Source organism: Pseudovibrio sp. Ad26 (assembly GCF_001623285.1).
Taxonomy (GTDB): domain Bacteria; phylum Pseudomonadota; class Alphaproteobacteria; order Rhizobiales; family Stappiaceae; genus Pseudovibrio; species Pseudovibrio ascidiaceicola.
Map to the genome: position 1 here is coordinate 38,050 of NZ_LMCE01000146.1, position 25,992 is coordinate 64,041.

The following is a 25,992-nucleotide window of genomic DNA, read 5'->3' on the forward strand; positions in this document are numbered from 1 at the left end:
CCATAGAAAGATGTCACTCAGAAATTCATCAGTAAAACTATCTATCTGCCAATTTTAACAGGGTTTTTCGCCAATCAATAAAAGCCAGCATTAAGATCGATGAGAAAATGCAGTCTTCACAGTTTCAACAAAGGCTTCAATTTCGCTTGTTTTGAGCGGGTCGATATTTTGCCAGGTCGAAAGTTGTCCCCTGAAGAACGTGGATTGTCGCTTTGCATAGCGACGCGTCTCAGTCTTAGCTTTCTCAACTGCCCAGTCCATGCTGGTGAGTCCCTGAGTGGCTTCTGCAAGCTGCTTTACGCCAATCGCCTTCATTACTTGCAAGTTTGGATCAAGACCCTTGGCCCAAAGCGCGCACGCTTCCTCAACAGCCCCCTGCTCCACCATCAAATCAAATCGGCGATGGATCCGGTCATGCAGCACCTTGCGATCTGGCGATAACACCACTCTCACGGATTCATCTGTGCTCAGTAAAGGAGTACTGCGCTCATTCTGCCAGACTGATAGAGACTTACCTGTCCCCTCAATAACCTCCAGAGCGCGTACAATGCGCTGCGTATCTGATGGATGCAAACGGTCAGCCATAATCTGATCGCGCTCTCCCAGAGCGTTATGAAGCGCCCCTGCTGCTGCATCCTGTGAGAACACCCTCCAATGCTGCCGCACATCCTCAGGGATATCGGGCATCAAGGACAGTCCTTCCAGCGCAGACCTAAAGTAAAGACCAGTCCCGCCGACAACAACCAGCGGGCGACCCGCCTGCCGCGCGTCAGACAACAGTTCTTCAAACTCCGTCAGCCAGTTCATCACACTGTAAGGCTGGTCACTGGGCACATGGCCAAACAGGTGATGCGATGCCTGCGATTCTTCTTCCGCACTTGGACGCGCGCTCAAAATGTGCAGATCAGAATAGATTTGCATGGAATCTGCATTAACAACCCACGCATTCAGCTCTTTTGCCAGCTGAATGGAAAGAGCTGTCTTGCCGCTGGCCGTTGGTCCGGCTATCAACACCGCAACAGGCCTTTTTCCAGTGCCATTCACTTGCACAGTCCGAGAGCTGCTTATGTCGTTTGTTGTCACGCTCATTTCCAATCCAGCCAAACCCGCTGTCACTGAGGATCTCGTTGAGAAGGTCAGTGCCCTTCTGCCTACAACCCCTCAGGTTAAGGTTCTCAACCCACACATCGCAGTGGACCTGACAATTGAGGGCCACGCAGAACCTGAAGAACTCGAAAGTTCTATTCGCACAAACCTTGCAGATGCGCCAGTTGATGTTTTCATTCAACCCCAGAATGGCCGCAGAAAGAAACTCCTGATCGCAGATATGGATTCCACCATGATCCAACAGGAGTGCATTGATGAACTTGCAGCTGAGCTGGGATTGAAAGAGAAAATCTCCGAGATCACCGAGAGCGCTATGCGTGGCGAAATTGAGTTTGAACCAGCTCTGCGCCAGCGTGTTGCCCTGCTTAAGGGCCTGGGCACAGACGTCATCGGCAAGACCATCAAAAACCGTATCACACTGACACCTGGTGGACGAGAACTCGTGCAGACCATGAAAGCCAATGGCGGATATGCCGCATTGGTATCCGGTGGCTTCACCTCGTTCACGCAAAGGATTGCGGAGGTCATCGGTTTCGATGAAAACAAGGCCAACATCCTTCTGGAAGCAGAAGCCAAACTTTCTGGTGAGGTTGCTGAACCGATCCTTGGCAAACAAGCAAAGCTGGACCGCCTCAACGAGCTAACAGAGGAAAAGAGCATCACGCTGGAAGACGTCATAGCAGTGGGTGATGGCGCTAATGATCTGGCCATGATCTGCGCTGCCGGTCTTGGCGTTGCTTTCCACGCAAAGCCTAAAGTGGCCGCTGAAGCTCGCGCTAAGATCAACTACGGCGACCTGACAGCCCTGCTCTACATTCAAGGCTACAGCCACGACGAATTTGCAAAGAACTAAGTTTCTTTGCCTTCAAATAAAAAAGCCGCTCCCAATCTGGAATCGGCTTTTTTCATGTCTGGTTTAAACAGACTAGTCCTCGATACGGACCGCCACAAACCGCAGTTCCCCTGATCCGTTGGAGAGCAGCAGTAAGGCAGAGCGACGTTTGTCTGCCTTGAGAGCTTCAACCATAGCAACCACATCTTTCGGCGCGGCAACAGGCTCCTGAGCCACCTCAACGATCACGTCACCAGCGCGAACGCGTTTGTCTTCAGCAGAACTGCCTTCAGCAACGCGGGTAATCACAACGCCTTCGATTTCATCTGACAGGGCAAAACGTTCACGCAAAGGCTCATCGATTTTAGCCAGAGACAATCCAAGCACAACGGTTTCATCCGCTTTGCTCTTCGGACTTTCTTGCTCTTCCTCAACCTTCTCAATTTCAGCCACTTCATCAAGACGTCCGAGAGTAACCTCAAGCTCGACTTCTTCACCACGGCGCAAAACCATAAGCGGAACAGTACTGCCAATCGTTGTGGTCGCAACCATGCGCGGTAGATCACGCATTTCAGGAACGTTCCGACCATCAAAGCTCAGCACAACATCACCAGGCATTATGTCAGCTTCCTGCGCTGGTCCACCTTCAGTCACGCCAGCAATCAAAGCGCCACGCGCACTATCCATACCGAGGCTTTCAGCAATCTCTTCAGTCACATGCTGAATACGCACACCAAGCCAGCCGCGACGGGTTTCGCCAAACTCACGCAGCTGCGCAATCACACGGGTAGCAGTCTCTGCAGGAATGGCAAAGCCGATGCCGATAGACCCACCGGAAGGTGAGAAGATAACAGTGTTGATCCCAACAACTTCACCATCCATGTTGAACAGCGGACCACCCGAGTTGCCTCGGTTGATGGCGGCATCGGTCTGAATAAAGTTGTCATAAGGGCCGGAGTTGATATCGCGGTTTCGTGCCGAAACAATACCTGCTGTAACTGTGCCGCCAAGACCGAACGGGTTACCAATCGCCATCACCCAGTCACCAACACGCAGCACTTCGGAGCTACCAAACTTCACAGAGTCCAAGGTCGACTGAGGCTCAACCTTCAAAACAGCAAGGTCCGTCTTTTCATCAGATCCAAGCAACTGTGCTGACAGTTTGGTACCATCATTGAAGTTAACGGTGATCTCATCCGCACCTTCGATCACATGGTTGTTGGTAACAATGATGCCCTTTTCACCGTCAATGACAAAACCGGAACCAAGCGATTGAACACGCTGTGGGCTTTCACCTTCAGGCTCTTGCCCGTTGAAGAATTCTTCGAAAAATTCCTGAAAAGGAGATCCTTCAGGGACATCTGGCAGTTGGAGAGACCGCTTAGCTTTCACTCTTTGCGCAGTCGAAATGTTGACCACGGCATCACCAAGCTCTTCAGCAAGGTCTGCCAGAGATTCTGGGCCGCTTGCGCGAGCACTATCCAAGCTGCCGGTCACAGCCGCAACTCCAAGCACACTCGCAAAAACAATTGCCTTGATCGATCGTCCAAGCTCAAGGCGAGGGAAAACACCGGCCATAAGCCAACTCCTCAGATTATCAGGTGAACACAAACACTTCACCAGAACGCATACTGAAAACAAATATGCCCGCGCTTGGTTAATAAAGCGCGGGCAAAACTAACATTTATTTCTTAACTGCGTCAGGCTGAATTCTCGCAGTTGTATCATTGGCAAATCTGCGTCTAGCCACTGAGCGAACGCACCAACCATACAATCAACACACCCAGCCCCATCGCAGCAACACCACCAAGACGGAGAGACTGATCAGGAATTTCCTGAGCTTTCCGCATGAATTCCTTCAAATGGCCTGGGGCTAGAGCATAAACAACTCCCTCAACAACGAGGACAAGTCCCAGAGCCACAATAAAATCATTCATTACTGTGGTGCACCAACCGCCGGAGCACTCCGCGTTCCTGCTGGATCGTTGAAGTAGCGGAAGAAGTCAGAGTCAGGAGACAGCACCAGAGACGTATCGCCACCTTCCAGAGCATTGGTATATGCCTGCATGGAACGATAAAACTCGAAGAAGCTAGGGTCTTTGCCATAAGCTTCTGCGAAGATCTGGTTGGCAGCCGCATCACCATCACCGCGGATGATATCAGCATCACGCTGTGCTTCAGCAACAAGAACAGTTGCATCACGATCAGCACGAGACTTAATACGGCGAGACTGCTCTTCACCCTGTGCGCGGATTTCAGTCGCTTCACGCTGACGCTCTGTCTGCATACGACGGAAAATCGCCTGAGAGTTTGCCTCTGGCAGATCCGCACGACGGATCTTCACGTCAATCACATCAATACCAATCGCAGCAGCGCTCTTATCCACGTCCTGACGGATTTTTTCCATCAGATCAGAACGGTCATCACGCACCACTTGTACGAAGGTTGCTTTTGCCAGCTCAGAACGTAGAGAAGACTGTAGGAACGTCGCAAGACGGCGTGCACCTTCATTTACGTTGTTCACAGACTGGTAAAAGCGCACTGGGTTGGTGATACGGTAACGAGCAAACGCATCAACAGTCAGACGTTTCTTGTCAGCAACAATTGCTTCCAAAGGAGGCATGTTGAGATCAAGGATACGCTTATCCAGAACGATAACGTTCTGCCAAGGCAGCTTGAATTTCAAACCTGGCTCAGTTTCCTGTGCTTTCACCTCACCAAACTGCAAAACAAGCGCCTGCTCAGTTGGGGTAATGATGTAAGCCGACCAGTAAAGAACCAGAGCGATAGCAGCTATAACAATGCCAAGAAGACCGCTTTTCATTAGTTGTTTCCTCCAGCACGTTTGTTCAGCTGGTCAAGCGGCAGATAAGGCACAACACCATTTTGCTGACCATTTCCGTCGATGATGATTTTCGGATTTTTGCTCAAGACATTTTCCATGGTCTCAAGATAGAGGCGCTGGCGAATAATATTAGGAGATTTCGCGTATTCCTCATAAATCTTGCTGAAGCGCTGTGCCTGACCATTTGCATTCGCAATAGTCTTGTCACGATACGCTTGTGCAGCTTCAGAAACGCGAGCCGCATTACCACGAGCTTCAGGGACGATCTTGTTAGCGTAAGCTTGTGCTTCGTTCTGGATACGCTCTTGGTCAGCACGAGCTGCCTGAACATCACGGAACGCTTCAATAACCTGCGCAGGAGGATCAACCTTCTGCATCTGAACCTGAGTAACCTCGATACCAGCTTTGTAGTTATCGAGAGTTTCCTGCATCAGTTTTTGCACTGCAATCTGAATTGGGGCACGGTTTTCAGTCAGAATTGAATCAATGCGGGAGCTGCCAACAACTTCACGCATCGCGCTTTCAGCCACTGCTTTCACGGTACCTTCTGGATTCTGAATGTTAAACAGGTATTCCTGAACACCAGTAGGAGTATTCTGAATGCGCCACTGAACTTTGAAGTCTACGTCAACGATGTTTTCATCGCCGGTCAACATCAGGCTCTCTTCAGGCACATCACGCTGGTTGATAGAGCTGCCACGAACGAACTCTTCCATACCAACAGTCAATTCGCGAACACGCAGCACTTCTGGAGTGCGCACTTCGCCAACCGGATATGGCCAGTTGTAGTTCAGACCTGGATCGGTTTGTCCAACGACCTTACCGAATACCAGTTCCACACCAACTTCACTTGGTTCAACGCGGTAGATACCGGTAGCAAGCCAGATAACAACGGCAACAAGAATAGCGAACAAAATGCCTTTAAAACCAAGGCCGCCGCCATCACCAGGAAGAACGGATTTCAGCTGATCCTGACCCCGTTTGAGGATTTCCTCAAAATCAGGTGGATTACCGCCGCCACCGTTTCCGCCGCCACGCTGTGGGCCACCGCCGCCACCCCAAGGGCCACCACCGCCCTTGTTGCCGCCGGAGTTCCCCCAAGGGCCGCCGTTATTGCCGCCACCTCCGCTTTGATTGCTCCAAGGCATAGAGAGATCCCTTTACTAGGTATGCTGCCGGACAAACCGACAAATAGATGAGAGTTAGACTAAGCCAACTATTACTTGATTAGGGTTATAGGCAAGTTACCAGCGCCTTTCAACGAATGCAGATACGCCAAAAGGCTGCACTTTATGGAAAAACACCAAAACCCCACAGAAACCGGACATTATTGAAGAAGATAAGCCTTCTTTCGCACGTTTCAACCGACGTACAAGAGCCTACCTGCAAATTTCAGCTGTAAGAATTAGAGGCACAATCAGGCAAATTCTTGCTGTTTTGCTCAACAAAACGTAAACCAAGCCAACACACAGCGGAAACGTGCAGAGTTTCAAGCCCTCAGCTTTCAGGCGGCACCCTTAAACGCATATCAATATGCGGAATACCATCGTCCAGATAAGTTTCCGAAGTGGCGTAAAAGCCAAGTCCGCCATAGAAGTCCTTCAGATAGTCCTGTGCCTGCAGCTCCACGCGCGCATCATCATTGGTCGCTGCGCAGTAAGAAAGTGCAGCATTCATCAACTTGCCGGCAATACCCTGCCCGCGCGCATCCTTTGAGACCAACACACGGCTAATCTTGAACACATCGCCATCTTCGTATTTCAGGAGGATTCGCAGCGCCCCGAGAATATGCCCGGCATCATTCATCACGAGAATGTGTTTACTGACAGGATCGAGCCCATCGATATCTGGATATGCGCACTGCTGTTCAACAACAAACACATCGCTACGTAACTTTAGCAAAGCATAGAGCTGTTCAACGCTGAACTCGTTGAAGTCTTTAAGCTCAAGAAACTGGGACATTCCACCTCAAAAATTTCGCGGCTTACTCCCGAAAAGCAAGCCTCAAACCCTTATTTATCTTGGTGGTCAGCGTTCAAATTGCAAGTCAATTACTGCCAGAAACTAATCTTTAGGCAGATTTCACAAGCAGAAACAGAAGGAAAGACCCAAAGCACCGATCCCCTTAACCTCTCGTTAATGAAGAGCGGCGGGGATGCAAATGCGGGCAATAAAGCCAAAATACCTCATGAACAGCTTGCAGCGCAGGTTCCTGCCTTCGTCCTCCCATCAATCGGAGTGGGACGAAGAAACGATACCCAATTGGTTTCATAGCGAGCTGACCGATCTTCATAGCCAGAAGATCGAAAAGCAGGCGAAACTGTATTCAACCCTGCCTCTCTCTTGCGCTCAGGCTTTGCAAACCCATGGCATCTGGATCAAACATGATGTGTTGCCGCGAGAGTTCTTTCGCAGGCTCAAGTTTGAAGCCTTTGACTATTTTGTCGGGCAGAGAGATCGGAATAAGCGGCTTCTCTCCAACTGGCATAACGCACAAAGCTTCACACTGCCGTTGAACTATACACACCTTCTCAGGCAACCCTTTTTGCAATCTGCCATCACAGACGAGCTTATTCCACCGCCGCTACAGTTCGCAGCAGGCAGAAAAGCCAAGCCTGCGTACCATATCGAGGCAATGGCACAATGCACGCCGTCCTTCCGCTTTGAAACGGAAGGCCACAACACACCACCTTTTGAAATTGAACACGATGCATTCTCGCCCGGTGCGATTGCGTTGCTTTTTCTGGAAAAAATTACACCAGAAGACGGCGCAATGTTTTTCATCCCCGGCTCACATCGCATGACAGAACAACGTATTTTCTGGGAGTACCAGCGCCATCTTGATTATACAGAAATGGAAGAAGAGGACGATGAGCCCATCACAGGGCTGAGTGATCTGCAAGAGCTGGATATGCCACCTCTCTTGCCTTTAAAGGTAGAGGCCAACACACTGCTGATTATGGACCGCTCAGGTTTCCATGGCCGTTTGCCAAGCACCAACAACGCGCACAATGCCCATACAGCCCACCGCCTTGCTTTGCGCGCAGACCTCACAACAAAGTCATCAACGCGCAACAACTAACAGGCTGCATCAAAGCTTGCGACGATAAATTTCCAGTGAGGAATCAGCAGAGTCCTTTTCCCCACGATCAAACGGCGTGCGCTCAGCAAGCTCCCATTCGCCCTCATAGATATCCGGGAATTTCGTGTCACCGTCTGGCTGCGCATGAATACGGGTAATGTAGAGAGTGGAAGCCTTCGGCATCGCTTCTTTATAAATCTGCCCACCACCCACAATCATGATCTCATCGACGCCATCATTCTCAGCAATGTCATTTGCAAGCGTGAGCGCATCACCAAGACTGCTGACCACTTCAACACCTTCATAAGCGTAGTTCGGATCACGCGTAATGACGACATTCTTGCGGTTTGGAAGAGGCTTGCCAAGCGTCGTGCAAATACTCTCAAAGGTCCGACGCCCCATGATCACGGGCTTACCTGTTGTCGTCTTGCGAAAGAACTTCAGATCGGTAGAAACAGACCATGGCATGTCATTGTTTGCGCCAATCACACCATTTTCAGCCACGGCTGAGATCATCGAAATTTGCTTCATCCTATCCTCAATCGGCAAGAGACAAGTCGTACTCAGTTGATGAGAGCATCAAGCTCCCATCTAAACCAGTTCAGGCAGCAGGAAAGAACCTACGGCCTCACATTCCAACTAAGCATTAACGGCTGGCCTTCGTCTGTAACATCGAACACACCATAGGCTGCTGTCTTCAGTTTCAAGTCAGCACCAGCACCTTGATCAGCCAATGCTTTCAATGCAAAGCGTGCAATCCCGTTACTGGTCACCACAAGAAGGGTCTTGCCTGGGAACTTCTTGGGAGCAGAAGCAAAGAATTCCTGCCAGCGTCCAATCACAGCGTGCGGGTCAATGTGCCAGCCATTCGGCGGCACACCTTCTTCTTCCCATGCACGAAGAGCCTCATCACCAATCCGGGCCAGAACCTCTTCCTCAGGCTTATTTTCATCCGGGCCGTAATCGATCTCCACCAAAAACGGCAGAACCTTCAGATCAACCTCTTCAGCCTGCGTTTTCAGTGCAATCTGCGCCGTTTGCTTGGTTCTCTGCAGTGGAGAGCAAAAAGCCATATCGAAGCTCACACCCAGATCAGCAAAGTGCTCAGAGAGCTTCTCAGCCTGACCCAGACCAGAAACACTGAGAGGCAAGTCTGTGCGGCCACCAACACGAGTGACAACATCACCCTTATCAAAAGTGTTGCCGTGTCTGAGAATATAAACGCGCGTCAAAGGCCAGTCTCCAGATGATCAAACGGGTCGCCAAATTTAGCAATCAATTGTGCTGCAAGCTCCGCATCGCTTGGCGTATCCACACCAGACATGGAAAGTTTAGGCGGCTGCACTTCTTCTGCATGAACAACCATACCGTTTTCCAGAAAACGAAGCTGCTCAAGCCCTTCCATCTGCTCGTAGTACCCAAGCCCAAGCTCGTTGAAGCGTTCAAGCGCGTCAACGCGGTAGCCATAAAGCCCGATATGGCGGAAGACAGGAGAAAGCTTGTCGCTCTCCCGCAGTTTCTCTTCTTTACGAATGGCCGGAAGAATATTCTTGGAGAACCAAAGAGCCGTTCCATCATCCCTGCGCACACAAGTTGTGCCGGAGAACGGATGAGCCTTCTTGTGCTCACGGAGCTCGTCCAACCCGTTCCAGTCCAGTCGAATAACAGGCGTGAACACGTCCGCATCAGGGCGCATTGCAGCAGCCTGGATCAACGCAGAAACATGCTCAGGCGGTGTAAACGGCGCATCACCCTGCAGGTTCAAAACGAACTCAGGATGCGTGCCATGCACTCTGGAGGCAGCAAGTGCCCGATCCGTACCCGATGGATGCTCCGGATCAGTCATCACGAAGGGCGCACCGATATGGCGGCAATGCTCGGCAACCTCTTCATGGTCCACCGCGACCACATAGTCAGAACCAGTTTGTTTCGCAGCAACACGAGCAACTTGTACAACACGCTCCAACAAGCTGCGGCCACTGATTGGGTGTAGCGGCTTGCGCGGGAAACGGGTTGATCCAATACGCGCCGGAACGCAAATAAGGGTTCGCATGGGAACTCCTTTAAAAAAACCAAAGACAACTAGACCGCAACAACACCTTTGATGTGTGGATGCGGGTCATAACCTTCCAAAGCAAAGTCCTCGTAGCAGAACCCGAAGATATCCTTCACTTCTGGATTGATATGCATAACAGGCAAGGCCCGCAGCTCTCTGGAAAGCTGAAGCTCAGCCTGCTCCATATGATTTGAGTAGAGATGCGCATCACCAAGCGTATGAACAAAATCACCAGCTTCCAGATCGCAAACCTGTGCAATCATCATGGTCAGCAATGCATAAGATGCGATGTTGAACGGAACACCCAGGAACACATCTGCAGAACGTTGGTAGAGCTGACAGGAAAGCTTGCCGTTTGCCACGTAAAACTGGAACAGCGAATGACAAGGCGGCAACGCCATATCGTCAACAAGCGCAGGGTTCCAGGCAGAAACGATCAACCGGCGGCTATCCGGGTTCGTTTTGATCTGCTGCACCACATTGGCAATCTGGTCGATAGAGCCACCATCAGGCTTGGGCCAGGAGCGCCACTGATAACCATAGACTGGCCCCAGGTCGCCATTCTCATCTGCCCACTCATCCCAAATGCGCACCTTATTGTCTTTAAGGTACTTGATGTTGGTATCACCCGCCAAAAACCAGAGCAGTTCATAAATGATAGATCTCAGGTGCAATTTCTTGGTCGTAACAACCGGAAAGCCCTTGGACAGATCAAACCGCATCTGATGACCAAAGACAGACTTGGTGCCTGTTCCAGTGCGATCTTCCTTGACCACACCTTCATCCATGATACGGCGCATCAGCTCTAGATATTGCTGCACGAAGGATCATCTCCTGTTTTACGATTCGAGTCGCGCACAGTATAGCCAATCTACCGAAAGTCGCCTCTGTGCCATCTTGCATACGGGGTCTTACCCCAAGCTTCCGTCGATAAAAAGACCGGGAAAATAGCTTGAGCGCTTCCGCCTTAGGCAAATCCCCGCAAAAGCGTCATTTACAAATCTTCAACACCACCACTTGTTCAAATTGGCCTGTGAATATGCCGCTTTGTCAACAGGTTCTCTTAGCCCTGCGACAGTAACCGATAGCTTTTGCCCTTCCATTTGCCAGTGCGTGCACCTATATTCCCCCTGCCAGTTCGCTGGCTACGGCAATAAATTGCAAGCGCAATAAACCATTCGGACCCGGGGGCGGTACCCGGCGCCTCCACCAAAGCCCGTTGTACTCCAGCGGTCTTCGGGGGGGCGAAACAGGATCGACGAGGGCGTAAAGGCTTTGTTTTTGCTCGGCATGGTACCACCGTTATCGGACCAAAATGATAGTTGCAAATGACAACTACGCTATGGACAACGCTGTAGCTGCGTAATGCAGTTCCGGTAGTCCACTAAGTCCCGTTGGTTAGCACCTTCAGGCGGGGTTCGGAGGCACCTGGCAACAGAAGCCTCCACTTTAGTGTTAAAAGGCTCTTTCCTTATTCTACGCCTATTCAAGGTATAGAAATAAAAGACAGGCCTTTTTGTCGCCTCTACGCTATAGTTAGGCCGAATAAGAACGCAAAGGATGAGCGGTGCCGGACATGGCTGAAGATTTAATCCGCTATGACATCATCATTCAGGACGCGTTGAGAAACGCAGTCCGAAAGATATTGGTTGAGGTCAACCGGGCAGGACTTCCCGGAGAGCACCATTTTTACATTGCCTTTGAAACCACGGCCCCTGGCGTCAAGATTTCAAACCGCTTAAGGGAACGTTACCCGAAAGAAATGACGATCGTGCTGCAGCACCAGTTCTGGGACCTGCAGATCACTGAGCACGCTTTCGAGGTTGGTTTGTCCTTTGGTGGTGTTCCGGAGCATTTGTATGTTCCGTTCTCTGCAATCAAGGGTTTCTTCGACCCGTCTGTCCAGTTTGCTCTTGAGTTTGAGCCTGGCAAGACCGGTGAAGAACTGCCTGCAGAATTCCGCATTGCGGAACGTGATCTGGACTCTGTAGAAGAGTTCCATGCACGTCTGGAATCGGCTGTCGAACAGGACGAAAAAGAAGAAGCTAACGCAGCTGCTTCCGAAACAGAAGAGACAGCTTCAGACTCTGAGGAAGAGAAAGAGAAAACTGACTCTGACGAGACTTCCAAAGATGACAACGGAAGTGCGCAGGTTGTTTCTCTGGATGCTTTCCGCAAGAAGAGCTGATCCTTCCGATCAAGATAAGAGCGGTCGGCTCATCAACGTCATATAATGGGTGATTGTATGAGCGCGACCGTTGTTAACCTGCGTCAGGCCCGCAAACAAAAGGCCAGAGACAGTAAAGCCCAGTCCGCTGCGGAAAACCGCCGGAAGTTCGGGCGTTCAAAAGCCGAAAAATCTCAGGAAAATGCAGAAGCAGACCTGCAGACAAAACGCTTTGAAGGTCATAAGTTGACCTCCGTCTCCTCTTCATCACCAGCAGATAAAGAGTGAGGCATCCTTATGAGCCTCAAGAAACGTTCGATCACCCTACACGGACATAGAACCAGCATCACGCTGGAGCCGGAGTTCTGGTCTGGGCTGGAAGACTTTGCGCGAAGTCAGGGTAAAAATATTACCGCGACCATCGCTTCAATTGATGATGAGCGAAACCCGGAAAACAATCTCTCAAGCTGCATCCGCGTCGCCGTGCTCAAACACTTTCAGACCCAACTGGTCAGTTAACCTGCAGCAAGCGACCACCTGGCAGCTCAATGAATTTAGGCGCTCCCCGCTCATCAGTCTGCAAATCCGGTAGTGGTCCACGCAAGACCTGATTGTCATTGCCTGCCTCAATCACACCAAGATTTTTCGGAGCACCTGACTGGATGATAGGCCCAAGCAGGTCAACCTCTCCCGCTGGCACCGTCGCCTCGTTCACGCCACCAATAGTCACCGGAGCTTCCAATGCAGGTAGGCTGGATTTCGCGCGCGGTTTGGGCGGGTCAACGATTGCAACAGAGGGGCTAACGGGCTTTTTTACGGTGGCGTCTCCGTCAAGAACAGACCGAATACGCGCACTAAAGTCCTGTACAGTGCTCTTGTTGCTCTCAGCATCGGCCTTAGCTTGCGCTTCAGCCGCAGCTTTGCCCTCCGCAGCAGCTTTCGCATCTGCCGCTTTATGAGCTTCCTCAGCCCGCTTCACAGCCTCAGCAGCTTTCGCCTTGCGCACTTCTTCCTCAGCAGCCAAGCGGGCGGCACGGGCTTTCGCCTCTTTGTCTGCCTGCGCCTGTTGCTTACGTTCAGCGGCAGCAGCAGCCTCGGCTTGCCGAGCCTTTTCCGCGTCCTCAACAGCCTGCGCCTTTTGGGCGGCTTCCTCTTCCCGCTTTTTCTTCAGTTCATCAAGCATGCGCTCTTGCTCAGCAATCTTGCGCTGCTCTTCTTCAATCCGTTTCACATTCAACTCAATTGCACGAAGATTGAGGTAGGAGAGCAACGGCCCTGTATCCAACTTGCGCACAGGGTTTTCCAGCGGACCAGAATATAAGATAGCGACCTGAGGTTCAGCACCGGCAACTTTCTGTGCTTCATCACGGGTCTTCATGGAAACATCGCCTGTCAACGCCCACTTCTCCAGATCAATAAGCGCAGAGCCAAACAATGTGGTTCCGGCAGTATCAACGGAGATGTTACGCGCCCGGATCCGCCCACTCGCGATGCCCAAGGACCCATCAACCCGGTTGAACGCTATAGACCCTGCATCCAGATGGTCCGCAAAGGTGTTTTGAATAGCAGCCTCATCCAGCTCAAGACCCGCGTCCGCTGCCTTGATCACAAGGTCAAAGGCCGCTGGGTTGATCCGGCGAATTTCACCATCAGTAACGCTGAAAGTACCACCACCTGAAAGACCTGCCACAAGACCGGAGATCGTACGCCCGCTTCCTTCAAACTCAGCAATTGCCTGCAACTTACCAGTGGCTAAAGCGCGACCTTCATCAGTCCAGGCCAACTCTTCAAAGTCAGCGTCATCCAAACGGAACCGGCCAGACAGAGTCGCCTGTCCCTGATCCCTCCGCAGATCGAAGGCACCAGAAAACTCACCACCTGCAAACCGACCAGTGCCTTCATTGATAGACAGCTGATCTGAACGTAGCCGAAGCTGACCACTGGCGGCATCCAGTCGGAACTCATCACTGAACAAAGCGCGGTCGCTCTTCACATCAAGCGTCAAATCCACACCATCAGCAAGGCCTTGCCCCAACGCCTGCGAGGACCAGACAGAATCTTCCTGAAGCACACCAGCCCAAACATTGGACCCCAGCAGCAGCTCGCTCAGACTGCGCATATCAAGTTCAGACAGTTCCAGCTTGCCAGATGCCTCTAAAGGTCCACCCTTTTTCAAAGTACCTTCAAGATCACCAGAAAGATCCATATTAGCCAGCTGGCCTTTCAGGTCTGAAACCTTAAAGTCTCGCCCCCGCCCTTCAAACTGACCGCTCAGGTTCGCTTTGAGAGGACCAGAGTAGATTGGATAGATCTTACCAAATGCCAACCCATAATCCGCCAAATCATCAGACTGCAACGCAACCTTGGCAGACCAGACAGCAGCAGATCGGTTAGGAATTCGCACGGTCCCATCGGAGAGGATCTTCAACCCAACAAGGTCACTGGAAAAACCAAAAGCCAGTTGATCGCGAGGGCTACCAGACAAGGAAAGACGAACCTCTCCCGGTTGCAGTTGCGTAATTGGGATAGCCTCGAACCCAAGCTGACGAAGTACTTTAACGCCATCTTTGCCACCAAGCGTCATTTCCGCATAAAGGTCACCTTCTGCGAAGTCATCAATGCGGCCTTCAAAGGTGCCATTCAGATCCAGATCACTGACACCAACCTCACCAAAGAGGTTCAAAGACATATCGGTCCGCCCCTTCTCAGCATAAGCAGAAAGCTCTGCTTTAAGGTTGGCAGGCGCAAGATCCGGAGCAGCCGTTTTCAAGCGCTCGATCAACGGATGGTCAGGCGCATATTCTTCCAAAACAGCAACCGCACCACTGAGAGATGACGCAGTCAGCGTGCCTTTGATATTCCCCTGTGGCGTTGTACTCAGGTCATCAATCCGACCCTTCATATCAATGTACGCACCAGCAAAGTCGCGAATTTTCAACTGCTCAATGGAAAGCGTATCCCTACTCAGGCTCGCACTCACCGCCATGCTTTTTGCTTTGACACCACTGGCAACAAGCTCATCTGCGTAAAGCCGCATTGACATATCAACTGCGCTTGGCTTGATCTTTTTGCCTGTAAAAGCTTCCACGTACCGCTGGATTTCATCCAGATTGACTCGGTCGCTATCCATATCAACGGTGATCAATGGACTGCGATCCAGCGGATGCTCAAATGAAATTAAGCCCACACTGCGTACATCTCCTGCATCAATCCGAAGATCAGGAAGTCGCAGAGCACCCGAACCAGCTTCAACACGACCTCTCAACGCAACGGGAGACAACCGTTTGGAAGCGTCCTTACGCTCACCCAACCACCAATGCGCCAGCTGATGTGGCTGACGGGAAGAGATTTCCCAGTCACCCTGATATCCGGCAGAACCCCGCAGCTCCAGATAACCGCTGGTCTTGAACAAGCTACGACCCGGCAGCTCTCCAGAGAGCTCATCAATCTTCCAGCCGGTTCCTGTCGATTCAAGCAAGGCACTCAGATTGGAAACAACAGAACCACCCGCCACCACAACAGGAACGGTCAGATCCATATTGACTTTCACATCCAGCAGCGGCAACGACTTCAAGCCACCAGCCAGTCGCGTGAGAACAGCATCGGTCGGGACCAGCGGACGCTGTGGCCCACCTCCGATCATCCGGTCCAGATCAACCTGTTTGAACTGAGCAACAGCTTGAAATTCTGGCTCTGGCCCAAAACTATAAATCCCGCCACCCTCAGCGGTAATCGGACGATCTTCTGAGCCAAGACGCAAAGTACTCTCAGTCAGTTCCAGTCGCTCACCGTCCAGATTAAACTTACTCTTGCCGGCCCATTCCAGCGCATCAGAGCCTTCACTGACAACAGATTGAACCTCGGCATCTCCGTAATAGGAGACCACACCGTTCTGGTGTGTCAGGAAACCATCAGTTGAAAATTGAGCCGCAACATTTGCAGGAGACACCTGCGTCTTAACCCGGATCTGACCATTGCGCTCCACTCGGCCACTACCGATTTTCAGCGTGTAAGGCACACCTTCATAAAGCATTGCGCCTTCTGCTTTGAAAGGCCCCTGCAAACCGCCAGCATAAAGCTCAAGGTTCGCATTGCCTGCGCGGCGTACTTCTCCCGTCCGTGCATCAGTCAGCACGACAGATCCATTTTGAACGCTCACGCCTTCCAGAATAAGCGAGGTCGGGTCGATTTCAGAAATAACGGAACGGCGGGAGTTGGTTTGCAAAACATCAAGACGGCCTTCCTCATCAAGAGAAAGGTTAAGTTCTGGCGCGTTGAGTTTCATCTCGGTGACGTGCACTTCGCCGCGCAAAAGCGAAGGCAACTCAATACGGCCTTCAAATCCTTTGATAGTCATCAGCGGATCTTCGACCGAACCAACACGAACGTCAGAGAGTTTCACGTATGGAGCAGGCAGCAGCTGGACATCGGTCTCACCGAGGATCGTCACCTGATGCCCCAGAACTTTCTCACCATAGCTTTCAAACAGGGAACGATAAGCTGACCAATCGATGACCAAAGGGCCAACAAGCGCGATGACCAGCGCCAAGATCAAAGTCCCACCGACGGTGATGTAAACCGAATTCAACGTTAAGCTCCTTTACCCACTTCGAACCTCACGCCTTGCCGCGCTGTCCGCCTATGAGCTGCATGCAAACACTTGTTTGTCTATGTGAATTACAGCAGGAACAAGACGACAGCAACGACTTAAGGCAATGTTTCCGAACGGATCGAAGCAAGTGCGTATTTATGGCACTTCTTTACTCGGTATCTAAGGCAACAATCTTACCAGGGTTCATTATATTCAGTGGGTCAAGACTACGCTTGATCGCAGCCATCACAGCCACCCCTGCCCCATGTTCCTTTGGCAGATACTTCATCTTGCCCTGCCCCACACCATGCTCACCAGTACAGGTTCCACCCAGCTCAATCGCACGGTAATTCAAACGTTCAACAAACGCTTCAGACTTGGCAATGTCCTCAGGATCAGTCAGATCCGTCAACACAAGCACATGAAAGTTGCCGTCACCAACATGGCCAACTATCGGACCAATCAAGCGATTTTCTTCGATGTCATCGTGTGTAGCAGTCACGCAATCGGCCAGACGAGAGATCGGAACACAGACATCTGTCGACAATCCGGTTCGCTCAGGTGCCAGACCAAGGCCAGCCCAATAAGCGTCATGCCGCGCGGCCCAAAGCTTGTTGCGTTCTTCAGGATCCGTCGCCCATTCAAATTTTTTCAAAGAGTTTTCAGCCGCAATCTCACCAAACCGTTCAGCCTGTTCTCTCACACCAGCCTCAGAGCCGTGGAATTCCACAAGCAGCAACGGTGATTCTGGCAAATCCAGTTTTGAGTAAGCATTGACGGATTGCACGGTCAGTGTGTCCAATAGCTCCATACGAGCAACGGGAATGCCATACTGTACCGCCTCGATAACCGTGTTGCAGCAATCTGCAATGCTATCGAAAGAAGCAATTCCACCTGAAATTGCTTCAGGTATGCCCTTCAGCTTCAACGTAATCTCAGTGATCACCCCGAGCGTGCCTTCCGAGCCAACCATCAAGCGCGTCAGGTCATATCCCGCAGATGATTTCTTGGCACGGCTTCCAGTCTTCACAATGGTCCCGTCAGGCATGACGACTGTCAGCGCCAGAACCATATCCTTCATCGTCCCATAAAGCACCGCATTGGTACCTGAAGCACGTGTCGCTGTCATGCCGCCAATGGTGGCATCAGCGCCCGGATCGATCGGAAAGAACAAGCCAGTATCACGCAAATAAGCATTGAGCTGCTTGCGCGTCACACCCGGTTGAACCACACAGTCCAAATCCTCAGCATGAACTGAGACAACCTCATTCATTTGAGAGAGATCCAGCGAGATACCGCCACCCGGTGCATTCAGATGCCCTTCGAGAGAAGAACCACTGCCAAACGGAATGATCGGCACATGCAGGTCGGCACAAAGCTTTACGATTTCAGAGACTTCCTCGGTCGACTGCGCAAAGACAACAGCATCCGGCGGTTGGTTTGGTAGCCATGATGTCGTATGCCCGTGCTGCTCCCGCAAGCTCATGGATGTCTGGCAACGATCGCCAAACTTCTCACTCAAGAGCGCAATCGCTTTGTCGATCCCCTCGGCATTACGTGTAACATTCAGCTGCATCCCCGTCAGAGACATGACAGACCTCCCTTATATTCCAGATACTTCCCCCCGGAAGCACACTTCCAAGCATATAGTCGAAACTTCGAGACACACCTCGGCATTTATTGGAATTATAGTATTCTGCATGCCCAGCATAATTGAGCTTTTGGCAAGGCTGAACCCACCTTGACGTTGCGGCCTCTTGAGGTTCCTTAAGTGTTTCTCAGTGCTTATCGAAAATAATGATCCGAAATCCGAAGATCAGAGCATATCCTGATTAGCGTTTGCCGGGGAATCTCGTTAAAGACAGTGCCAATCATTCATTGTCGTATCGCTTAATCTAATATGCCAAACCAAGCTAACCCGCTGAAAATCGCAATGCGTATAGCCTATAAATGGGTCGAACCTAACTTACGTTTGTTCATGTCATCGCGGCTCCCGCTTGTCTGGCTCCTTGCGCTGATCATCGGAGCTGCTGTGGGCGGTTCTGCGATCCTGTTTCGCATTGGCATTGGGCTGGTTCAATGGTTATCGCTCGGAACCGTCTCCGAACGCATGATCAGCGCGGCAAACGCGCAACCATGGTATGTGATTGTTCTGGCACCTGTGATAGGCGGCGCAATTGTTGGCCTCCTGCTGCAAACGATCCAGAAGAAGCAACGTGCCGGCGGCGTAGCAGACGTGATTGAAGCACGGGCCCATGGCGGAACCGGCCTGCCCTTTTGGCCCGGCCTCAGCTCCGCGCTCATCACAGTCATCTCACTCGGCAGCGGCGCCAGTGCTGGCCGTGAAGGCCCCATGGTTCACCTGGGCGCCACACTCGGAACCTCAGTCTTCTCCAAACTGAAACTCCCGGATTCAACAATGCGTATCCTGCTCGCCGCAGGTGTCGCAAGTGCAGTTTCTGCAAGCTTCAACGCACCAATCGCAGGCGTATTGTTCGCGCATGAGGTCATCCTCGGACACTACGCAATGTCCGCCTTCGTTCCAATCGTGCTCTCATCAGCCATGGGAACGCTGGTGTCTCGCCTCTATTTCGGCGAAGCAGTGGCTTTCATCCTGCCTCACTACCAGATCAACACATACTGGGAATTCCCGGCTTTTGTGCTGCTCGGCATCATCTGCGCAATTGTTGCCATCTCCTTCCAGTTTGCACTGATCGGCTCAGATTGGCTTGCCAGAAACATCAAAATGCCAATCTGGCTCCGCCCGATCATCGGCGGCGCATTGGTTGGCTCAATCGCTGTCTTCTATCCGGAAATCATTGGCGTTGGTTACGAGGCAACCGATGGAGCGCTCAACTCAGAACTGCCGCTCACGTTGATGCTCTCATTGCTCGTTGTAAAAACAATAGCAACAGCCATCACGCTCGCCTCCCGCTTCGGCGGCGGCATCTTCTCACCCTCGCTGTATCTGGGCGCTATGACGGGTGGCGCCTTTGGCCTGATCGCGGCAAATCACCTGCCCGAAATGGCTTCCAGCCACGGCCTCTACGCTATTTTAGGCATGGGAGCGGTCGCCTCAGCCGTCCTTGGCGCACCAATTTCAACCACCATGATCGTGTTCGAGCTGACAGGTGGTTACGAGTTATCCATTGCACTACTGATCGCTGTCTCCATTTCAACCGGCCTCAATCAGGCAATCCATGGCCGCTCCTACTTCCATTGGCAGCTGGAAATGCGCGGTGTCATGCTGCAAGACGGCGCCCACAAATGGCTCGTCCGCATCGTTCATGTTGAAGATTTCGCAGATCCGCCAAGGCCAGACTCCGATACTACCTTCAACCCAGAGTCAGAAGCACCGTTCCTTGCACCACTGGATACGCTCGAAAAAGCGCTCAGGACCTTCGATGATGCAGGTAAGTCCACCTTGCCAGTCATTGACCCAAAGAATCCGGCGGAAGTTATTGGTTACGCAAGTCACGTGAAGGCTCTGCGTTACTTCAATTCAGCACTCATTCAGGCGAATGTTGAGGAGCACCGCTAGCCAAACCCCAGATAATCTCCATTGACCCAATCGTAAAAAACAGCAATCTCATTCAAGACATCCTTGTCTTCGCTGGATAAATTGGGTCTATGAAGCCGGTCACACAAAAAATTGCCTTAGAAGCAACTCCGCTCAATTCGGGAGAGAACGCACAATTCTGGTGTGCGCCTCGCTTTGATGGATTAGAATGTCTTGCGGCAAGTTTCAAAACCCATGTGTACGAACCTCACACTCACGATACGTTCGTTGTCGGTGGTATTCTCTCGGGTTGTCAGTGCTACTGGCAACGCGGACAGCAGATATTCGCTGGTCCCGGAGATCTGGTCTTCGTCAACCCATTCGAGCTTCATGACGGCATACCGGAGGGCTACGGCTACACCTACCGGATGACCTACCCCAGCATCTCACTGTTGCAGAAGATCGCCGAAGACCTGACGGACAAGCCACAAAGCGGAACACTTTATTTCCCGGAGGCCTGTGTCCATGACCCAGAGCTCTGTCAGGAATTCGTTGAAGCACATAAGTCTATACAGAACCGCTCCATTGATCTGGAAGCCGAAGAACCGCTCTATATGATCTTCGCCAAAATGCTCGCGAAACACGGCAGCTTCACTGACAACATGACCGGATCAAAAGATCCCGTCGCAATCAAACGAGCGCGGGAGTATTTGGAAGAAAGCTTCATGGGCAGCGTGCATCTGGATGATCTGGTGAACATCTCAGGCCGCTCAAAGTACCACCTCATCCGCTCCTTCAAGAAAGCGACTGGACAAACACCGCACGCCTACCTGACTGATGTGCGGGTACGAAATGCCAGACGCCTGCTCGTGCGCGGAACCTCTCCAAGCGAGACGGCGTCACTCTGCGGCTTTGCAGATCAGGCCCACCTCACGCGGCAGTTCAAATCCCGCGTTGGCACCACGCCAGCAGCTTTCCAGCGATCTGTGATTTCCATTTAATCACAGCGGCATACCAGAAGCGCAATTTCATTCAAGACGACATCGGCCTCTCTGACTTAAAAGCACTCCATGCTCTGGAGCGCGTTCCGCTTGATTGAATTCAATCAAACGATAAGAATTCGCTGAAAGTAAAGAAATTAGAGCGTGAGGCGTGAATGTAAATGAGCACAACACGCTCTAGGAGGGTTTTGTGAAAAGCAATCAGAATAAATCAGCGATCAACGCTGACCCCAATGAATTTTTCCTCGGTGTAACAACATTCTTCCCGTTGATTTTCGCCGCAACACCCATCGGCCTGTTGTTTGGCGCGCTCGCAGCACAAAAGGGCATGTCTCCTTTGGAAGTCCTGCTGATGGGCTCCTTCGTATTTGCAGGTGGCTCTCAGTTTCTCGCACTGGATTTGTGGGCCGACCCGCTCCCGTGGCTCACCATTGCCTTCTCCACTTTCCTGATCAACCTGCGCCATGTGCTTATGAGTGCGTCCCTTGCCCCTAAACTCGGCCATTGGACACCCCTGCAAAAATACCTCGGCTTCTTCATATTGGCAGACGAGGTCTGGGCTCTGTCTGAACAGCGCGCCATCAAGCATCACACCACTTTCAGCTTTTATCTCGGTGTTGGCCTGACCCTGTTCATCACCTGGCAAGTCGCAACAGTGGTCGGAAGCCTGATAGGCGCAGTCATGGGCGATCCATCCCGCTATGGTCTGGATTTTGCGTTCACCGCCCTCTTCATCTGTCTGGTTATGGGCTTCTGGCAAGGCCGCAAAACTGGCGTAGTCCTCGCAGCGAGCGGTTTAGCTGCAGTTCTCACTCATAAGTTCGTTCCAGGCGCTTGGTACATAATCGCGGGCGCAATCGCAGGCGTCATCGCCGCAGCAGTCCAGTATGACGAAAAAACCAACGGAATCCAGAAACCTGCGGAGGCCCTTCAGTCATGATGTCAGAAGTCTTCGCAGTTGATCCACTCGTCCTCTTCACCATTGTGGCAATGGCAGCAGGAACTTACCTAACCCGCATAGCAGGGCTGGTGCTGACAAAGTTCGTCACGTTCTCGGGTAGAACTGAGGCAGCATTACAGGCCGTTCCACCAGCAATCCTCATGTCGGTCGTGGCCCCAACAGCCTTCGCAACCGGCATCGCAGAGACCGCCGCAACAGCGATCACCGCGATTGCAGCCCTGCGCTTACCAATGCTTGCAGCCATGACACTCGGCGTCGTCAGTGTTGTCGTACTCAGATTGGCGCTTACTGTCATCTAAACAAAAACCCCGCTCCATGAAGCGGGGTTTTTGTTTATCTCAAAGAGAAGCAGGAGCGGTTTAAGAAACCGGACGGGTCGCCTCTTCCAGCCATGCTTTGGTCTCACCATCCAGCAGTGGCCCAACCAGTTCCCGCACACGAGCATGGTAAGCATTCAGCCAGTTCAGCTCGAACGCGGAGAGAAGTTTGGTATCCACCATACGCAGGTCAATCGGTGCCAGTGTAAGCGGCTCAAAACCGAGCATTTTCTGATCACCACCCTCAATGGCAGCAGCAGGCGTCACCAGCTCAAGGTTCTCAATCCGGATGCCGTACTCATCAGCCCGGTAATAACCCGGCTCATTGGAAAGGATCATACCCGGCTTCAACGCGATGCTGTTTGGAGCTTTGGAGATCCGCTGCGGACCTTCATGCACGCCCAGATAAGAGCCGACACCGTGGCCAGTGCCATGGTCAAAGTCGAGCCCCTGCTTCCAAAGATCGATGCGAGCCAGCGTATCCAGCTGAGACCCAGTCGTCCCAACAGGGAAACGCGCGGTCGCAATAGCAATATGGCCCTTCAGAACAAGCGTAAAGTGCTTGCACTGCTCAGCAGTCACAGCTCCAACAGCAAGCGTACGTGTGATGTCTGTCGTGCCATCCTCGTACTGCGCACCAGAATCGATCAGGTACACACTGTTCAGCTCAATCGGCAGATTGCTATCGTTGCTCACACGGTAGTGACAGATCGCACCGTGAGGACCAGCCGCTGAAATAGTGTCAAAGGAAATGTCCTTCAAAGCACCCGTCTCACGGCGGAACTCCTCAAGCTTTTCAGCAACAACAACCTCAGTCAGGCCACCAAGAGGCGCCGTCTTCTCAAACCATGCAAGGAAACCAGCATAGGCAACACCGTCACGCAGGTGCGCAGCTTTTGTGCCCTCAATCTCAGCCTGATTTTTAACAGCCTTGGGCAGCAGAGTTGGCTCCTGCCCTTCCACAACATGGCCGCCATTGTCGGCAACCGCATCATAAAGAGCCTGACCCGCAAGACCGGTATCAATGAGCACCCGTTTGCCTTCAGTACCCAATGCTTTCAATGCAGGTGCAAGTTCTGTCGGTCCTGCAATATCAGCAAGAGCGCTCAGCTCATCACGCACTTCATTGGAAAGCTTGCGCCCATCAATAAACAGAGATGGCTTGCCGTTGGTCGGTACCAAAGCAAAAGACAGTGGCAGCGGCGTATGCATCACATCGCTACCGCGAATGTTCAACAGCCACGCAATGGAGTCTGGCTGTGTCAGAAGCGCTGTATCTGCCTCTTTTCCAGCAATCAACTCACCAATACGCTTGATCTTGTCTGCAGCACTTTCACCAGCAAACTGCATCCCGTGCATTTTCACGGCACCAAGCGGCGCTTCCGGGCGATCACTCCAAACGGCATCGACAGGATTGCTTTCAATAGCAACCAGCTGTGCACCAGCCTTTTCACAGGCAGCTTTCAAGGAGCGCACCTGACGAACAGGATGCAACATCGGATCGTACCCGATCTTCTGGCCTTCTGCCGCATTCTCACGAAGCCAGCCCGTCAGCGGCTCATCAATCAGATGACGATAGGCAAACGCCTCTTCGTCTACTTGATCTCGCACCTGAATGGTGTAGCGGCCATCAATAAAAACAGCTGCCTTGTCACTGAGAACACCAGCAATACCAGCAGAGCCGGTGAAACCTGTCAGCCACTCAAGGCGGCAGTCACTATCAGGAACATACTCACCTTGGTGAGCATCTGCCCGCGGCACCAAAAAGCCATCAAGCCCACGCGAGGCCAGCTCGTCTCGCAGAGCGGCCAACCGAACCGGCCCACGAGATTTATCATTTACTGTGTCAAAGCTTTGAAACATGCCGGAAGGCTAATGCCGATCGTCACGCAACTCAACCACACAAACACGGCTCCTAAGAGGAATTTATACTCTCAATTCAGGCGATGAGGATACAGAAGTACACAATCCATGCGTTATACGCAGATCTGCTATGTACTCCATGCAATTTCAGATCATGACAATACAGAGATATGCAAAAAATGCATAAGTGTCATGCGAAACTATCTCTTTTTTTACAAACTAAAATAATAGATAACTCCTCTTGTCGACGGGGCGCTTCCCTCCCAAAGCAAACCGGTGGATCACACCTCCTCCCAAAGTGATCTGCACGACAAAAATGGCCGGCATCCATCAGCTGCTGATAAAGCGCTAGAAATGCCACTCATACAGCTGGATACCTCCTCCCAGTATCTAGCAAGCTAAGCAAATTCCTCCCAGTTGCTTGGCACACAAAAAAACCTTTGCTTCCCCGGCAATTTCCTCCCAATTTGCCGGATCAGGAAGCAAAGGTTTTTTGTTTTTTTGCATTTCAATCAGACATCAAAAAACCCTCACTGCATCAGCATTGAGGGTTCAGAATTATTACAGCGTATCTCCGAAAAGTGGAAACCGGTTTTCGGATAAAGATACGCAAAAACAAAGGCTAAAGCAGTTCATGCGTTTCCATTTAAATGCGAACTGCTTTAGCAGTCTGTCAGACCTTATGAGTCCCAGTTGCCTTTTGCAAAGGTCAGCGTCAGCCATCCTTCAATCTCGCGGCGATGCACAAGCTTCAGTCCCTGCTGTCCATACGCTGAGATGATCCGTGGACCATGCTCAATCCGCAAGCCGGATAGAACCAGCGTAGACTTATGCGCAAGGTGAGCGCACAGTTTAGCGGACATCTGCATCAACGGTCTTGCAAGAATATTGGCAACAACCAGATCAAACGGGCCAAATTCATTAAAGCGGCGGTCATCCACACCAGCACCGGTGAAGGCTTTGAAGTGAGGCCCTACATTGTTCTTACGCGCATTATCAATCGCAGCTTCCACTGCAATAGGATCGATATCGGTCGCCAGAACTTCAGAGCTGGTCAGCTTAGCAAGTGCAATGCCCAGAACACCCGTTCCGGTGCCTAAATCAAGCATACGGTGGTATTTGTGTCGCTTCAACAAGCGCTGAAGCTCCAAAAGGCAACCTTCAGTCGTACCATGGTGACCGGTACCAAAAGCCTGCGCTGCTTCAATCTCGATACCAATGTCAGACTGGCCGACAGCATCACGATCATGCGCACCATGAACGATAACCCGATCCGCACGAACCGGCTTCAAACCTTCAAGAGATTTGGCAACCCAGTTGATGTCAGGCAGCGCCTCAACTTCAGCAAAGCTTGGAATAACGCCGCCTTCAAACTGATCAAACAAACGCATTTCAACCAGATTGATTGCGTCATCAACCGTAGATTCCAGAACCAGCACTTCAGCGGTCCAAGTTTTTCCGTCCTTGGAGCTTTCAAAGACGGCAACTGGGAACCCGTCATCTTCAAAGCGTGCCTCCATAATATCGGAGAGTGCTTTTGCTTCAGCCTCAGGTGCCGGAATGCGAACCCGGATCGTGTCCATGCAAAATCCCTTAGTTACGATGAGCTATCAAAACTCAGTGAAAACCTTTGCCTAGGCGTATAGAAGGTGCAGCAACGAAAAGCCAGTA

General features: G+C 51.7%; 23 protein-coding genes and 1 other RNA gene. 10 read left to right on the forward strand and 14 right to left on the reverse strand.

The features are described 5' to 3' along the window. Window positions 1-90 precede the first annotated feature (90 nt). Window positions 91-1,089, reverse strand: a complete 999-nt coding sequence (miaA, locus tag PsAD26_RS23940; RefSeq protein ID WP_193758353.1) for a tRNA (adenosine(37)-N6)-dimethylallyltransferase MiaA — start codon at window positions 1,087-1,089, stop codon at window positions 91-93. Between miaA and serB the strand changes: the two genes are divergently transcribed. Then, window positions 1,067-1,960 (forward strand): phosphoserine phosphatase SerB, encoded by an 894-nt coding sequence (serB, locus tag PsAD26_RS23945; RefSeq protein ID WP_063312416.1) that lies wholly within the window; start codon window positions 1,067-1,069, stop codon window positions 1,958-1,960. The two genes, miaA and serB, sit on opposite strands and share 23 nt — an antisense overlap. A 72-nt stretch (window positions 1,961-2,032) precedes the next feature. Here the strand turns inward: serB and PsAD26_RS23950 are convergent, their stop codons facing one another. From PsAD26_RS23950 to PsAD26_RS23970, 5 genes are all read right to left on the reverse strand, one after another. Beyond that, a complete protein-coding gene (locus PsAD26_RS23950; RefSeq protein ID WP_063312417.1) occupies window positions 2,033-3,517 on the reverse strand; it encodes a Do family serine endopeptidase in 1,485 nt (494 codons plus the stop codon). Window positions 3,518-3,681: 164 nt separating this feature from the next. Continuing rightward, on the reverse strand, window positions 3,682-3,876 hold the full coding sequence (locus tag PsAD26_RS23955; protein WP_057465757.1) for a DUF2065 domain-containing protein: 195 nt from the start codon (window positions 3,874-3,876) through the stop codon (window positions 3,682-3,684). After that, window positions 3,876-4,763 (reverse strand): protease modulator HflC, encoded by an 888-nt coding sequence (hflC, locus tag PsAD26_RS23960; RefSeq protein WP_057465756.1) that lies wholly within the window; start codon window positions 4,761-4,763, stop codon window positions 3,876-3,878. Before hflC ends, PsAD26_RS23955 begins: the two co-directional genes overlap by 1 nt. After that, window positions 4,763-5,932, reverse strand: coding sequence for an FtsH protease activity modulator HflK (gene hflK / locus PsAD26_RS23965; RefSeq protein ID WP_057465755.1), 1,170 nt, complete (start codon window positions 5,930-5,932; stop codon window positions 4,763-4,765). Before hflK ends, hflC begins: the two co-directional genes overlap by 1 nt. Before the next feature lie 349 nt (window positions 5,933-6,281). Further along, window positions 6,282-6,746 (reverse strand): GNAT family N-acetyltransferase, encoded by a 465-nt coding sequence (locus tag PsAD26_RS23970; protein ID WP_063312418.1) that lies wholly within the window; start codon window positions 6,744-6,746, stop codon window positions 6,282-6,284. Between the two features lie 199 nt (window positions 6,747-6,945). Between PsAD26_RS23970 and PsAD26_RS23975 the strand changes: the two genes are divergently transcribed. Next, entirely contained in the window at window positions 6,946-7,866 is a 921-nt protein-coding gene (locus tag PsAD26_RS23975; RefSeq protein WP_208985833.1) for a phytanoyl-CoA dioxygenase family protein, read from the forward strand. A 9-nt stretch (window positions 7,867-7,875) separates the two neighbouring features. Here the strand turns inward: PsAD26_RS23975 and PsAD26_RS23980 are convergent, their stop codons facing one another. The 4 genes from PsAD26_RS23980 to PsAD26_RS23995 form a co-directional block, all read right to left on the reverse strand. Beyond that, entirely contained in the window at window positions 7,876-8,397 is a 522-nt protein-coding gene (locus PsAD26_RS23980; RefSeq protein WP_057465752.1) for a dihydrofolate reductase, read from the reverse strand. An 89-nt stretch (window positions 8,398-8,486) separates the two neighbouring features. After that, window positions 8,487-9,098 (reverse strand): histidine phosphatase family protein, encoded by a 612-nt coding sequence (locus PsAD26_RS23985; RefSeq protein WP_057465751.1) that lies wholly within the window; start codon window positions 9,096-9,098, stop codon window positions 8,487-8,489. Continuing rightward, on the reverse strand, window positions 9,095-9,919 hold the full coding sequence (locus PsAD26_RS23990) for a manno-octulosonate cytidylyltransferase (RefSeq protein ID WP_063289919.1): 825 nt from the start codon (window positions 9,917-9,919) through the stop codon (window positions 9,095-9,097). Before PsAD26_RS23990 ends, PsAD26_RS23985 begins: the two co-directional genes overlap by 4 nt. A gap of 29 nt (window positions 9,920-9,948) precedes the next feature. Beyond that, the gene (locus tag PsAD26_RS23995) at window positions 9,949-10,743 is read right to left on the reverse strand and encodes a thymidylate synthase (RefSeq protein WP_063312420.1); all 795 of its coding nucleotides are present in this window, start codon (window positions 10,741-10,743) and stop codon (window positions 9,949-9,951) included. Window positions 10,744-11,015: 272 nt separating this feature from the next. On the opposite strand from PsAD26_RS23995, the gene ssrA reads away from it, so the two are divergent. The 4 genes from ssrA (at window position 11,016) to PsAD26_RS24015 (ending at window position 12,608) form a co-directional block, all read left to right on the forward strand. Then, window positions 11,016-11,371: a transfer-messenger RNA gene (ssrA, locus tag PsAD26_RS24000) on the forward strand. A gap of 127 nt (window positions 11,372-11,498) precedes the next feature. Next, window positions 11,499-12,110, forward strand: a complete 612-nt coding sequence (locus PsAD26_RS24005; protein ID WP_063298175.1) for a ClpXP protease specificity-enhancing factor SspB — start codon at window positions 11,499-11,501, stop codon at window positions 12,108-12,110. A gap of 57 nt (window positions 12,111-12,167) precedes the next feature. Continuing rightward, window positions 12,168-12,377 carry a DUF4169 family protein gene (locus PsAD26_RS24010; protein ID WP_063312688.1) on the forward strand — a complete coding sequence of 70 codons (210 nt, stop codon included), beginning with the start codon at window positions 12,168-12,170 and terminating at the stop codon, window positions 12,375-12,377. 9 nt (window positions 12,378-12,386) lie between these two features. Further along, window positions 12,387-12,608 carry a ribbon-helix-helix domain-containing protein gene (locus tag PsAD26_RS24015; RefSeq protein WP_063289922.1) on the forward strand — a complete coding sequence of 74 codons (222 nt, stop codon included), beginning with the start codon at window positions 12,387-12,389 and terminating at the stop codon, window positions 12,606-12,608. Here PsAD26_RS24015 and PsAD26_RS24020 read toward each other — a convergent pair. Then, window positions 12,601-16,677, reverse strand: a complete 4,077-nt coding sequence (locus PsAD26_RS24020; protein WP_063312421.1) for an AsmA family protein — start codon at window positions 16,675-16,677, stop codon at window positions 12,601-12,603. The genes PsAD26_RS24015 and PsAD26_RS24020 overlap by 8 nt on opposite strands. A 172-nt stretch (window positions 16,678-16,849) precedes the next feature. Continuing rightward, complete coding sequence (locus PsAD26_RS24025; protein WP_063312422.1) at window positions 16,850-18,271, reverse strand: FAD-linked oxidase C-terminal domain-containing protein; 1,422 nt, start codon at window positions 18,269-18,271, stop codon at window positions 16,850-16,852. A 309-nt stretch (window positions 18,272-18,580) separates the two neighbouring features. Here PsAD26_RS24025 and PsAD26_RS24030 point away from each other — a divergent pair, with 309 nt between their 5' ends. The 4 genes from PsAD26_RS24030 (at window position 18,581) to PsAD26_RS24045 (ending at window position 22,440) form a co-directional block, all read left to right on the forward strand. Next, window positions 18,581-20,221 (forward strand): chloride channel protein, encoded by a 1,641-nt coding sequence (locus PsAD26_RS24030; protein WP_063312423.1) that lies wholly within the window; start codon window positions 18,581-18,583, stop codon window positions 20,219-20,221. Window positions 20,222-20,310: 89 nt separating this feature from the next. Next, on the forward strand, window positions 20,311-21,180 hold the full coding sequence (locus PsAD26_RS24035) for an AraC family transcriptional regulator (RefSeq protein ID WP_063298179.1): 870 nt from the start codon (window positions 20,311-20,313) through the stop codon (window positions 21,178-21,180). A gap of 190 nt (window positions 21,181-21,370) precedes the next feature. Next, complete coding sequence (locus PsAD26_RS24040) at window positions 21,371-22,120, forward strand: AzlC family ABC transporter permease (protein ID WP_063312424.1); 750 nt, start codon at window positions 21,371-21,373, stop codon at window positions 22,118-22,120. Next, window positions 22,117-22,440, forward strand: coding sequence for an AzlD domain-containing protein (locus tag PsAD26_RS24045; protein ID WP_063312425.1), 324 nt, complete (start codon window positions 22,117-22,119; stop codon window positions 22,438-22,440). The genes PsAD26_RS24040 and PsAD26_RS24045 overlap by 4 nt, the downstream gene beginning before the upstream one ends. A 60-nt stretch (window positions 22,441-22,500) precedes the next feature. Here the strand turns inward: PsAD26_RS24045 and PsAD26_RS24050 are convergent, their stop codons facing one another. Together PsAD26_RS24050 and PsAD26_RS24055 are read right to left on the reverse strand one after the other, a co-directional pair. Beyond that, window positions 22,501-24,321, reverse strand: coding sequence for an aminopeptidase P family protein (locus PsAD26_RS24050; protein ID WP_063293889.1), 1,821 nt, complete (start codon window positions 24,319-24,321; stop codon window positions 22,501-22,503). Window positions 24,322-25,001: 680 nt separating this feature from the next. Beyond that, on the reverse strand, window positions 25,002-25,904 hold the full coding sequence (locus PsAD26_RS24055; protein WP_063293890.1) for a 50S ribosomal protein L11 methyltransferase: 903 nt from the start codon (window positions 25,902-25,904) through the stop codon (window positions 25,002-25,004). Between the last annotated feature and the right edge of the window lie 88 nt (window positions 25,905-25,992).